Below are 11,575 nucleotides of genomic sequence, written 5' to 3'. Positions count from 1 at the left end.
CCCCCGAGCCCTAACAGCCCAACCCGGTCCCCCTGGTCTTAATGGTTTAAGAGTCCTAACAGGACTAACAGGATAAACAGGTCCTACTGGAGTAACAGGAGCAACAGGAACAACGGGAGCAACAGGAGCAACAGGTCCGACGGGTTTAACAGGAGCAACAGGAATAACAGGTTCAACGGGTCCAACGGGAGTTATTGGTCCCATAACAACAACTAATTTATTATTTTACACTTTTTCAGATGGAGAAAAACTTATATATACAGATTCAGATGGGATAGCTCAATATGGTACAACACACATATTACCTCCTGATGAGGTTTCCTATATTAATTTGTTTATTAATGGAATACTTCAACCACAACCATTATATCAGGTTAGTAATGGTCAGCTAACATTATTGGATAATCAACCACCAACGCAAGGTTCTTCAATTATTTTGCAATTCATCATTATTAATTAAAAAAGACAGATTCTTAAATAAAAAGAATCTGTCTTTTTGTTCTACATTAAAGTAGTTAAACTAAGTGACGATAAATTCGATTGTAATTGGAATTCCGCCGTCTAATGCATCTCCGCCAGGAATTGTAATAGCACCAGTAGGTCCAGTAGTAATACTGGAGTTCACACTAGGTTGAAGAATGCCGTTTACATAAAAGTTGTAATACGTAAAAGTCGGAAAAGCAGTTGCAGTAGTACCAGCATCGTTTAAACAAGCTGTAGCAGCAATTGCAAAAGTTGCACCTGTTCCTGTTCCAGCTGCTAGTGTAGATGTAAATCTTCTAGATGCCATGAATGGTTGGATGATTGGCAATTAATTCTCACCTCCTAAATTATTTTTTGAACGAAGTATAGGATAACTTGTCCGATATATTGTATGAGAGTTTTCTATAATAGAAACGGCTTCTTAATTATTGAGAGAACATAATTTTAGTAAAGATATTGTTACTTATCTGAAAAGATGGTGTTGTTACTTATTGGTTATATGCAAATGTTTAGTTTTAATATTTAAATTAAAATGTGCTTTTGGACCTAAGAGATAAACGTGGAAAATTAAAATAAACTCTTAAGTTTAGGTGTTTAATCTAAGCAGTCAATTATTAAAAACATATAATTAATATGTGAGTCATGAACATAATTAAATTACGTTTTCAAGTTTGATTATAATTCATGTTTCCTATTTTAAGAGAAACATATAACTTAACTATTTTTTTCAATCGCATCTTTTATAGTACTTAGAATAGGAAAACACTCAACTATAAGAAAAGTAAGGAGGAAATAAATGAAACATAATGATTGTTTTGATCATAATAACTGCAATCCGATTGTTTTTTCAGCAGATTGTTGTAAAAATCCACAGTCAGTTCCTATTACTAGGGAACAATTAAGTCAATTAATTACTTTACTAAACTCATTAGTATCAGCTATTTCAGCATTTTTTGCAAATCCAAGTAATGCAAACAGATTAGTGTTACTCGATTTATTTAATCAATTTTTAATTTTCTTAAATTCCTTATTACCTTCTCCAGAAGTTAATTTTTTGAAACAATTAACTCAAAGTATTATAGTTTTATTACAATCTCCAGCACCTAATTTAGGACAATTGTCAACATTATTGCAACAATTTTATAGTGCACTTGCACAATTCTTCTTCGCTTTAGATCTTATCCCTGTATCCTGCGACTCAAATGTCGATCCTGCAACTTTACAAGTTCTTTTTAATTTATTAATTCAATTAATCAATGCTACTCCAGGGGCGACAGGTCCAACAGGCCCAACAGGTCCAACAGGTCCTGGAGGTGGAGTAACAGGCCCAACAGGTCCAACAGGTCCTGGAGGTGGCGCGACAGGTCCAACAGGAGAAACAGGTCCAACAGGTCCAACAGGTCCAACAGGTCCAACAGGTCCAACAGGTCCAACAGGAGAAACAGGTCCAACAGGTCTAACAGGTCCAACAGGCCTAACAGGAGCAACGGGAGCTGGAGCAGTTATTCCGTTTGCATCAGGTGGACCAGTAGCATTAGCAACTGTTTTAGGTGGATTAGCAAACACAGGAGCACTTCTTGGATTTGGAAGTTCATTCTTCCCTGTAATTGTCCCACCTGGTGGTCCAATTACTATAGGTCCTGTACCTCCAGTATTTGATTTTGCATTTGTAGCCCCTCGCGCAGGTACAATTACTTCGTTAGCAGGGTTCTTTAGTGTAACTGTAGCGGTTGCTTTAGCATTAGGAAGCATACAAATTCAAATGCAATTGTACAGCGCGCCAGCAGCAAGTAATACTTTCACTCCAGTAGGTACACCGTTACTATTAACACCAGCATTTAGTGGTCTTATTGCTATCGGTAATACTTCAAGTGGTATTAGCGCACAAGCCATTGCGGTCGCTCCACAAGATAAGATATTACTTGTTGTTTCATCAACTACACCTGGTTTTGATATAGCTACTGCTATTACAGGCTTCGCAAGTGCAGGTATAACATTCGTATAATCACTTGTAAGTTTTGTAGTTGAAAATTTTGATATAAGAAAAGAGATTGTCAAAAAAGTATCCTCAGATTAACTTTTGAAGACAGTCTCTTTTCTTTAATTGTTTTTATACTTTATGTCTGGTGAAAATGATTAAATATACTATGAGAATGTAGTGTAATTGTGTTAAGTTAAATGATCACTGCTAGTAAATTACATAATAATAGACGTAAAAAAATAGAGGTTTATAGCCGATTGTGGATTACGAACTAATTTCATACACATATAAAGGTATATATCTAAAATATTTAAAGTTTTAGCCTTATATATGTAAGGATTGAGACGTGGGAGGATTATATTTGGACCAATTATTATTTTTCAAGCATATAGAGGAGAAAGAAATCCGCCCTTTCGTGATAGAAGAGTTGCGGAAATACAGAGTGTTACGTATTAGATTCCAAAATCAGCAAGAAAGAACGGAATTGGGAGCAGAATTGTTGTTTTCTGAGTTAAAGCAAGTAATGGTGAGAAGCCATTTGTTGAGTTTGCAAGGGAAATTAAACTTAAAACCATCTCAAATCAGAAAGTGGAAGTCACAAGATAAATGGGACGAACTATTTAATTAAGTAAAGTTTAGATATACAAGATAGAATAAAGATACATTAAATGATTATCAAAGGAAGTTTAGAATCTAATTCCTTTATTTTTTTATTACTTATTTAATTAGCTTTAAACAGGAAGTGTCAAATTCATTTATATAAGATGCAAAAAATATTGCTATATCTAAGGTTAAACCAAATAGGTGAATTTAACACAATCTAGTTTATAGCTAATTCATTTTTAGGAGTTTTAGATATTAAATACTGAAATAAGTCATGATAATAGCTAGAAAATGAAGTGTTTTTAATTACATGTTTAATACTTAATGCATTTAGATATATTGTATACTAAATATATAAAAAGAGGGTGATGTCTTGATAAAAAGATTAATAAAATTTATAACCAGTTTTGAACTTATCGTTTACAGTACAAGGCGCACCTCTATTATTAACACCAGCATTTGCCGCAGTAGCGATTGGTTCTACAGCATCAGGGATTATAGCTGAAGCTATTCCAGTAACAGCAAGGGATAAAATACTACTATATGTTTCGTTAACAGCAGCAAGTCCAATAGCTACAGTAGCTGGATTTGTAAGTGCAGGTATTAATATCGTCTAACTTGTTACAATGGTTGTTTGAAATTTAAACTGACATTTGTATATAGCCCTTCCTAATTTTATTAGGAAGGGCTATATTTTATGGAAAGGTTGGTGATAAATCAATTGAGAAATTACTCTTTGTTAAGTTGGTATAAAAAAATCAAAATTTATAATTTGTACTCTATTGTTTATGGAGTAAGTTATATCGTTTAAAAAATTACCAATAAACAAAAAAGATGAATTCTATTAAAAATAGAATTCATCCATTAAATAAACAGTATACAAGGGAACTAAGGTATTTATCGTGAACGTTGAAATGTTATAGTTCAAATTAGTAATAAACTATTTGTTTTTATTACAGTTACATCCTTTTTTCTTTACATAGCCTTGTTCGGCTAAATCTCTTTGCGATTGGGAATTGGAAGATTGAGAATTCGAAGACTGAGAGGATGCTGATGAACTACTATTTTTATTATTAGAGTAGTTTTTTCGATAGTTATAATTACTCATAGTACTATCACCTCCAATTAGATATATAAATATTATATGTATGTACTCTATTAATTGTTACGATAATAAATAGGAATAGGGGATATACAATAAAAAATCTCCTACGTATTTTCCGAGGAGATAATTAATTGTCTTTTCATAATATAAATTAATATCCCCAGTAAAGAGGGAAATAGTATGAATCTTGGTAATATAAATTTTGTTGTTTGTTAGAAGGCTGAGTTGTTGGGGTTATCGTGCTGCGGTTCTGATTACAGTTTGCTGGAGGACCAATTACTGTAGTGGATTGAATAGGGGATATCGCTTGTTTCCATTGTTGTTCATCGAGACAGTAAGTATGAGCCATCATATTAGCGGGGGTTAACCTTAAAATATCAGAACCAAAAATAACTTCTGGGGTTGGGGCATCAAAAATAGCTAATAAATGAGTACCATCTGCTGTAGCAATTTCATAATGCCACCACGCTTGTGGAATGTTGGCAACTTGCCCTGGTTTTATCGGTAAGTTTAATATTTGGTTTGTAAAAGGATTAAGTAAAGTAACAACAGCAGATCCTGAAATACAGTAAACAAGTTCAGCTGCATTTTGATGAATATGTGGCTCTACAACATTTCCTGTACTTAAATAGATATCTAATAAAGAAGTATTTTCTAAAGTATTTAATTGTTTTATGCCAAGTACGTTTATATAATTTTGGGCATCTTTCTTAAAAAAATTACTTTTATTTAAATCATGGGTGAAATTGGTTGAGGGGGAAGTGTAGTCGATATTAGAAGTCATTTGTATTACCCGCCTTTCTTATATTTTCATGCAATTTGAATTTAGGATATGAGTCTAGTTATTGAAATGTGAAAGCGTTGCTGCTCTTCGTTTGTAAAGTGATAAAAATGTTCGTTTGAATGCACTATAATTACAAGAGTTTCATTGCGAAAAAAGGCGCTATTAATTACAATTAATGTAAAAGATAGCGCTTTTTTAATTTGGAGTACAAGGGGAGTGCAGAAAATGAACCATACTATTTTAAAAGAGTTGGAAGTTGAATTAAAAAATTACTTTCAACCGTTTTTGAATGCACCTGCAACAATAGAAGAAATTCAATATGCCGAAAGTGAAATGGAAATTGCGTTTCCAGATGAATTACGTAACCTTTATCTTGCACATAACGGTGAGGATAAATCAGGACCAGGGTTGTTTTTTGGTTTGCCATTTCTCTCGTTAGATGAAGTTTTGGATGAGTGGAGAATATGGAAAAAAATTGAAGAGGATAATTTTTTTAATTTTGATGCATTTTCAATACCAACAGAATATATTAAGGAAAGATATGTGAATCACAATTGGATACCTATTAGTAAAGATTATGGCGGTAACAATTTAGGAATAGATGTTGATCCGGATGAAAAGGGGAAAGTGGGACAAGTTATTAATTTTGGACGAGATGAAGAAGTGAAATATGTAATTGCAAATAGAATTTCAGATTTGTTACTATTTATTTTACAAACGCTAAAAAATAAAAATTTCACCATTCATCAAGAGGAAGATTATTTATATTGGAGTTATGGTGCTAATGATAATATACATTTTTTAGACGCTTTATTTAATATTGAATTACCTGTTTTACAGCCCCAATTTATATTTCAATCTGAAAATAACGTTAATGATTGGTACGATAGTTTAGATGAGAATTGGAGATATATAGTGGGTGCATCTGAACGAGCAGACAGGTTTATTAGAGAGAAGAGATTATATTTAGGTGGAAAAGGGTTAGTAGATATTAGTCCATTACAGATGTGTACGGAAGTGAGAGAACTAATTTTATCCGGAAATGAAATTCGAGATTTAGCAGGATTAGAACGAATGAATTCTTTAAAGAAGTTATATTTAGTTAATAATCCGGTTCAAGATTTAACGCCAATCATACATCTAAAACACTTACAAGAAATGAATATAAAGAATACGAAGATAAATAATTTATCGGAACTTGTAGAAATGTCATCATTAAAAAAATTAAATATTACACATACTAGTATTCAAGATTTTTCGTTGCTACCGCAGTTTCAAAAATTAGAATCGCTTTCTGTACATATTTCAAATCATGAGCAGCTCTACGCGATTTCGAAAGTAGATAATTTAAAGCATTTATATATTTTAGGTTTAGAGAATGTTAGTGAATTGGATTTACTTGTTTTGCAAAATTTAAATAAGTTAATCACAATTGAATTTGAAAATAGCGACATCGCTAATTTATATTGCTTTCGACACAATGCGTCAATTCAAAATATAAAGTTGACAGATACAAAGGTAAAAGATGTATCGGCATTAGGTAAAATGAAAGGACTAAAGGAATTAGAATTAGATGGCGCAACAATTGATAACCTTGAAACGATTTGTTGTTCTCGATCATTAGAAATATTTACAGGATCGTTTGAACAATTTTTTATGTTAAAAGACTCATTTGATAGGAAAATAGATTTTTCAAAAATAATAGGGGGGATGACTGAAGAAGAAAGAGAAATTTGGCACCAGCATGTAATTGATTAGAAAATAACATTATTATGTAAATAAGTTTGTGTGTAGAAGGTGTAACTGTTTGACAGTTGATACTGCAATAAAGTGGTTAGGTGAAATAAATTATGTGTAACTGAATGTCACATCCCTCCTTAATCGTTCGTCTTGTATGTAGAACGGATAAGGAGGGATTTTATTATGAAACATTTTGATGTAGCAATTGTTGGTGGTGGGCTTGCTGGATTAACAGCATCTATATATTTAGCGAAAGCTGGAAGGAAAGTTATTGTATTAGAAAAGTCCAGTCACTACGGCGGCCGAGGGATGACTATAAATAAAAACGGCATTTGTATGAATCTTGGTGCACATGCTTTATATAGAGGTGGAGAAGCGTTTATAACTTTTAATGAGCTAGGAGTAAATCTTCCAGGTGGAATCCCATCTACAAAAGCACATGGAATATGGAAAGGGAATATTTATACCATTCCAACAGATTTTCGCTCTATTTTATCAACACCGTTACTTTCATGGTCTGCAAAAGTCCAGTTCGCTCGTCTTATGATTCATTTAGGAAACTTAGATGTAGGAAAGGTTCCAAAAATGAGTCTAACTACATGGGCAGAAAATGAAATTCAAGATCCAATGGTTCGAAATATATTTTATGCATTATGCCGAACAACAACATATACGTATGCTCCTACAATACAATTAGCATCTTCCGTACTAAAGCAAATACAGCTTTCTATGAAAGACGGAGTACTTTATGTAGATGGCGGTTGGGAGACGATAATAACAAATTTAAGGAATATAGCAAGTACTAGTGGTGTGCAATTTCTGGCTAAAAAGCATGTTTTGAAAATAGAGCATTGTGAAGGGAAACAAAGAATACAATGTTTTGACGATGAAGTATTTGAAGCAGGTGTAGTCATTGTAACAACTCCACCGAAAGAGGCTTGTAAAATTATAAAAGGTGCAGAAGGAACAAGTTTGCAAAAATGGTGTGAACAATCTATACAAGTGACCGTGGCAGCGTTAGATATTGGTTTAAAACAATTACCGAATCCTTTGCATCATTTTGCATTGGGATTAGATCAACCTCTATTTTTCACGAATCAATCGAGAGCAGCTAAATTAAGTGAAGATGGATCAATTGTAGTGAGTCTAATTAAATACCATAACCCTGTACTAGAGCTGAATCATATTCAAGAAGATAAAGAACAGTTAGAAAATGCAATGGAATTGTTACATCCAAATTGGAAAAGAGAAGTTGTTGCACAGCAATATTTACCGAAAATAACGGTAGTATATGATTTTCCTCATATTGACCGTGTTGAAAAACCAGGCCCTAACATACCTGGAATGCCAGGTGTTTACGTTGCAGGAGATTGGGCTGGGCATGATGAAATATTAGCTGATGCTGCGGTGGCAAGCGGAAAACGTGCAGCGTTACACATATTAAAGCAATCCGAAAGTGAGGCAATTCATCATGGGAACGGAGCAATTATATGAAACGTATCAATCATTATTATTTTCGTTAGCATATAGAATCCTTGGGAGTGTTATGGATGCTGAAGATATCGTCCATGACGTATTTATATCACTTAATAATATGGAGGACGTTCAATCTATAGAAAATATGAGAGCCTATTTATGTAAAATGGTAACAAATCGCTCAATTGACAAATTACGTTCGGCAGCATATAAACGGAACGTATATGTCGGAATGTGGTTGCCAGAGCCATTTGTGGAAGAGGTTGATGATCCATCAGAGTCATTTGTAATGAAAGAATCAATTTCTACGGCATATTTATTACTTTTACAACAATTGTCTGAGGTAGAGAGAGTTGTTTTCATATTAAGAGAGGTTTTCAGTTATGAATACGAAGAAATCGCTTCAATTGTAGATAAGAGTAGTGCGAACTGCCGAAAAATCTTTCAACGTGCACGAAAAAGTATTTTGGATAAGCCGAAGCACTCAACATTAAGTACGAAGAAGATGGCTGCCTATGTGGAGAAATTTGTATCATCATTGCAGTGTGGGGATGCGCAAGGCATATTAGAAGTATTAAAAACAGATGCGATATTAAAAGCGGATGGTGGTGGTAAAGCTACAACTGCAATCCATCCAATCTATTCTGCAGATAGAATTATACGTTTATTCTTTGGAATTGGGAAGAAGTTCCCGGAAGAGTACAATGTTGATTATAAGATGGTAAATGGTGCCCCAGGTGTTATTGTTAAAGTAAATAATAAAGTGACTTATGTGCTTTCATTTACATTTGAGAATGAGAAAATCTCAAATATTTATATGATGGTTAATCCTGAAAAACTTATGCACTTAAATGTAGCTGTATAAAAAAAGACGCATTTCTTTAGAAGTGCGTCTTTTTTTTATTTCTCTAACATTTCAAGAGGTACATCTTTTTCGCCTGCTACTTCAAATTTAATTTCCCCATCTTCTTCATAAATACGTGAAATAATCGGTATAGTAATCATTAATTTTTTATGCTGTTTTCGTTTTCGAGCAGCATCTAAGCTAATCACGTTCATTGTAAGCATCCTTTCTTCTAGAAATATATAAACAAAAGAAAATGCGTCCGGAAAGGGCGCTTAATTGAATTTGAAATACCGATTCATTTAATTGGGGCTTATATTTTTTAATAACTGCAATTGAATTAAAAATAGTATGAATGGAATAATTGCACGTAGAAATTAACTTTACCAAAAAACGAAACAATATGCTATAAAAAAATTCAAATCTTTGTCATATAACGAGAAAAAGGTTTTTGTTTCGCATATAATGAAAGTAGACAGGCAGCAAGAGCTTTTTCATCATATTGCTTTGGAAAGGCGATGAAAAAATGGATACGTTAGATTCATTATTATTTCAACTTGAACAATATGGAGAAGAGCATGATCGAAATAAAAAAACACGGGAAGAAAAGTTACGGAATATTACTCGTGAGATGGGGCAGTTTTTATCGATTTTAGTAAAAGGGTGTAGCGCAAAAAACATTTTAGAAATCGGAACTTCTAATGGCTATTCTACATTGTGGTTAGCTAATGCGGTAGAAGAAACAAATGGAAATGTAACAACTGTAGAGCTTTCTTCAGAACGAGTTGGAGAGGCACTTGTCAATTTTGAAAAGGCAAATCTTTTACAAAGGATTGATGTTCATAATCAAGAAGCAGGGGCATTTTTAGATGTGCAACTAGATCATTCATTTGATTTTATTTTCCTAGATTCAGAGCGGACGCAATACATGTGGTGGCTTGAGCATATAAAACGCATTTTACAACCAAAGGGTTTTCTTGTTGTTGATAACGCAACCTCTCATGCAAGCGAATTAGCCGAGTTTAAAAAAATGATAGAAGAAGATGAAATGTTTGAAACGGTTTTATTGGCATTTCAAAATGGAGCATTTGTAGCGCGCAAGAAGAAACAGGATAGAGCGTAATATAATTATCACATTGAAAAAGGTTGTATGTCAAAAGATTGAGTACAGTAGGATGGGAAGAATAGAGTTCATATACGTAACACGCGAAGAATCCGCCTTCAGCATGTTGTTCTCTAGGTCTTAAGTCTGAGGAAAATTATGTTGATTACAGGTATACTTATAGTAAGAAACAGGGAATGACTGCATAAACAGGCATTTCTAAAAAAAACGATTTCAAGCAGTTAGAATGTATATGAAATACGATATAATAGATGAAATATAGTGCATATAAATTCGCACATATAAATAAAGGAGCGATTTTGTTGACTGAACTCGAGAAAAAAGAACCTGTATCCATTGTGAAAGATAATAATGTAGAAGTAGTAGTAGATACAGTTATAAAAGATCAAGAATTAGAGGAACTGAATAAAGAAGCTGATCTTTATGTACAAAAATTAAATAGCGAGCAAAATACGGATTTATCAAAAGTATTGTCACAGCTAGGAGATTTAGGGGATAAAGAGCAACAAGCAGCAGGACAAACGTTATCAGCATTAAAACGTCCTGTAACAGCGATGATGAATGGAAAAAATGAAGAAATTCCAAATACATTGCTAGAATTACGCAAAGTGGTATCAGAGCTTGATCCGAATTCATTAAAAGCAAGTGGTATGAAGAAAATTATGTTTAAAGTATTCAAGAAAAATCCACTTGAAACATACGTGCATAAATATCAATCTATAGATAAGCAAATTGAGGAGATTATAAGATCCCTACTAATTGGTCGTGACAACTTACAAGAAGATACAGTTGGTCTTGAAATGCTTAAAGAACAATCGCACGATAAAATTCACGCACTTGATAAGCAAGTATACTTAGGGAGAAAACTTGCTGGCATGCTGGAAGCTGAGAAACAAAATCCAGAACGTCAAAGAGATATTCCATTAATTAACGATGCATTAGAAAAGATTCTAGTACGTACACGTAATATGCAGCAAGCGAAAAGTGTTTTATTACAATCTATCGCATCTGTAGACATTATTAAGAAAAATAATGAAAAGTTAACAGAAGCAATTCGTAATGCCATTACGATGACGCAAAACGTTGTAACAGTTTCAGCTGCTATCCAGCTAGCGTTAACAAATCAGCGTAAAACAATTGATGCAGTGAATGCGACAAATGAAGCAATTGAATCAATGGTATTAAGTAACTCACAAGCATTAAAACAAAATACAGAAGAAACAACAAAACTTCTTGAAAATCCTGCTATTAGCATGGATAAATTACGTGAATCATTCCAAAATGTATTTGCTGCGATTGAAGCTTCTGAGAAATCATCAGAACGTATTATCGAGTCAAGTAAGAAGTTTGTAATTGAATTAGACACATTTAATGATGAAATGAAACAAAAACTCATTCAGCGTCCAAGGAAATAACAGACTTTTAGAGGAGGTGAA

At 33.4% G+C, this 11,575-nt stretch carries 11 protein-coding genes and 2 pseudogenes; 9 read left to right on the top strand and 4 right to left on the bottom strand.

Annotated features, from left to right (window positions below):
* Positions 1–204 (bottom strand): hypothetical protein (locus tag JDS82_RS29915; RefSeq protein ID WP_242474936.1); only part of this gene is annotated, 204 nt, incomplete at its 3' end.
* Between JDS82_RS29915 and JDS82_RS29910 the strand changes: the two genes are divergently transcribed.
* Complete coding sequence (locus tag JDS82_RS29910) at positions 164–460, top strand: DUF4183 domain-containing protein (RefSeq protein ID WP_346011128.1); 297 nt, start codon at positions 164–166, stop codon at positions 458–460. The genes JDS82_RS29915 and JDS82_RS29910 overlap by 41 nt on opposite strands.
* 60 nt (positions 461–520) lie before the next feature.
* On the opposite strand, the gene JDS82_RS24785 is transcribed toward JDS82_RS29910, so the two are convergent.
* The gene (locus JDS82_RS24785) at positions 521–811 is read right to left on the bottom strand and encodes a DUF4183 domain-containing protein (RefSeq protein ID WP_064449129.1); all 291 of its coding nucleotides are present in this window, start codon (positions 809–811) and stop codon (positions 521–523) included.
* A 468-nt stretch (positions 812–1,279) separates the two neighbouring features.
* On the opposite strand from JDS82_RS24785, the gene JDS82_RS24780 reads away from it, so the two are divergent.
* The 3 genes and pseudogenes from JDS82_RS24780 to JDS82_RS24765 form a co-directional block, all read left to right on the top strand.
* A complete protein-coding gene (locus JDS82_RS24780; protein ID WP_199714127.1) occupies positions 1,280–2,488 on the top strand; it encodes an exosporium glycoprotein BclB-related protein in 1,209 nt (402 codons plus the stop codon).
* Positions 2,489–2,977: 489 nt separating this feature from the next.
* Positions 2,978–3,089: pseudogene (locus JDS82_RS24770) on the top strand (phage terminase small subunit-related protein); the annotation flags it as partial.
* Positions 3,090–3,483: 394 nt separating this feature from the next.
* Positions 3,484–3,684 (top strand): annotated as a pseudogene (locus JDS82_RS24765) (exosporium glycoprotein BclB-related protein); the annotation flags it as partial.
* Positions 3,685–4,323: 639 nt separating this feature from the next.
* Here the strand turns inward: JDS82_RS24765 and JDS82_RS24760 are convergent.
* Positions 4,324–4,956 (bottom strand): cupin domain-containing protein, encoded by a 633-nt coding sequence (locus JDS82_RS24760; protein WP_199714126.1) that lies wholly within the window; start codon positions 4,954–4,956, stop codon positions 4,324–4,326.
* A 225-nt stretch (positions 4,957–5,181) separates the two neighbouring features.
* Here JDS82_RS24760 and JDS82_RS24755 point away from each other — a divergent pair, with 225 nt between their 5' ends.
* The 3 genes from JDS82_RS24755 to JDS82_RS24745 all read left to right on the top strand — a co-directional run bounded on the left by JDS82_RS24755 (position 5,182) and on the right by JDS82_RS24745 (position 9,037).
* A complete protein-coding gene (locus tag JDS82_RS24755; protein ID WP_064056595.1) occupies positions 5,182–6,714 on the top strand; it encodes an SMI1/KNR4 family protein in 1,533 nt (510 codons plus the stop codon).
* Positions 6,715–6,879: 165 nt separating this feature from the next.
* Entirely contained in the window at positions 6,880–8,190 is a 1,311-nt protein-coding gene (locus JDS82_RS24750; protein WP_199714125.1) for a phytoene desaturase family protein, read from the top strand.
* Positions 8,168–9,037 carry a sigma-70 family RNA polymerase sigma factor gene (locus tag JDS82_RS24745; RefSeq protein WP_199714124.1) on the top strand — a complete coding sequence of 290 codons (870 nt, stop codon included), beginning with the start codon at positions 8,168–8,170 and terminating at the stop codon, positions 9,035–9,037. Before JDS82_RS24750 ends, JDS82_RS24745 begins: the two co-directional genes overlap by 23 nt.
* Positions 9,038–9,072: 35 nt before the next feature.
* Here the strand turns inward: JDS82_RS24745 and JDS82_RS24740 are convergent, their stop codons facing one another.
* On the bottom strand, positions 9,073–9,231 hold the full coding sequence (locus JDS82_RS24740; protein WP_001100983.1) for a hypothetical protein: 159 nt from the start codon (positions 9,229–9,231) through the stop codon (positions 9,073–9,075).
* 311 nt (positions 9,232–9,542) lie between these two features.
* Here JDS82_RS24740 and JDS82_RS24735 point away from each other — a divergent pair, with 311 nt between their 5' ends.
* Both JDS82_RS24735 and JDS82_RS24730 read left to right on the top strand, forming a co-directional pair.
* Positions 9,543–10,139: an O-methyltransferase gene (locus JDS82_RS24735; RefSeq protein WP_199714123.1), complete on the top strand. Its 597-nt coding sequence runs from the start codon at positions 9,543–9,545 to the stop codon at positions 10,137–10,139.
* 302 nt (positions 10,140–10,441) lie between these two features.
* Positions 10,442–11,554, top strand: coding sequence for a toxic anion resistance protein (locus JDS82_RS24730; RefSeq protein ID WP_000137410.1), 1,113 nt, complete (start codon positions 10,442–10,444; stop codon positions 11,552–11,554).
* Positions 11,555–11,575 lie beyond the last annotated feature (21 nt).

The organism is Bacillus cereus group sp. N14, assembly GCF_016483555.1.
Taxonomy (GTDB): domain Bacteria; phylum Bacillota; class Bacilli; order Bacillales; family Bacillaceae_G; genus Bacillus_A; species Bacillus_A wiedmannii.
Note: the sequence above shows the minus strand (reverse complement) of the source record. Positions and strands in the feature narration are given on the sequence as shown.

Excerpts from the sequence above, each read along its gene's own strand:
- JDS82_RS24780 (WP_199714127.1), top strand. The coding sequence starts at position 1,280 with ATGAAACATAATGATTGTTTTGATCATAATAACTGCAATCCGATTGTT.
- JDS82_RS24760 (WP_199714126.1), bottom strand. The coding sequence starts at position 4,956 with ATGACTTCTAATATCGACTACACTTCCCCCTCAACCAATTTCACCCAT.
- JDS82_RS24755 (WP_064056595.1), top strand. The coding sequence starts at position 5,182 with ATGAACCATACTATTTTAAAAGAGTTGGAAGTTGAATTAAAAAATTAC.
- JDS82_RS24750 (WP_199714125.1), top strand. The coding sequence starts at position 6,880 with ATGAAACATTTTGATGTAGCAATTGTTGGTGGTGGGCTTGCTGGATTA.
- JDS82_RS24745 (WP_199714124.1), top strand. The coding sequence starts at position 8,168 with ATGGGAACGGAGCAATTATATGAAACGTATCAATCATTATTATTTTCG.
- JDS82_RS24740 (WP_001100983.1), bottom strand. The coding sequence starts at position 9,231 with ATGAACGTGATTAGCTTAGATGCTGCTCGAAAACGAAAACAGCATAAA.
- JDS82_RS24735 (WP_199714123.1), top strand. The coding sequence starts at position 9,543 with ATGGATACGTTAGATTCATTATTATTTCAACTTGAACAATATGGAGAA.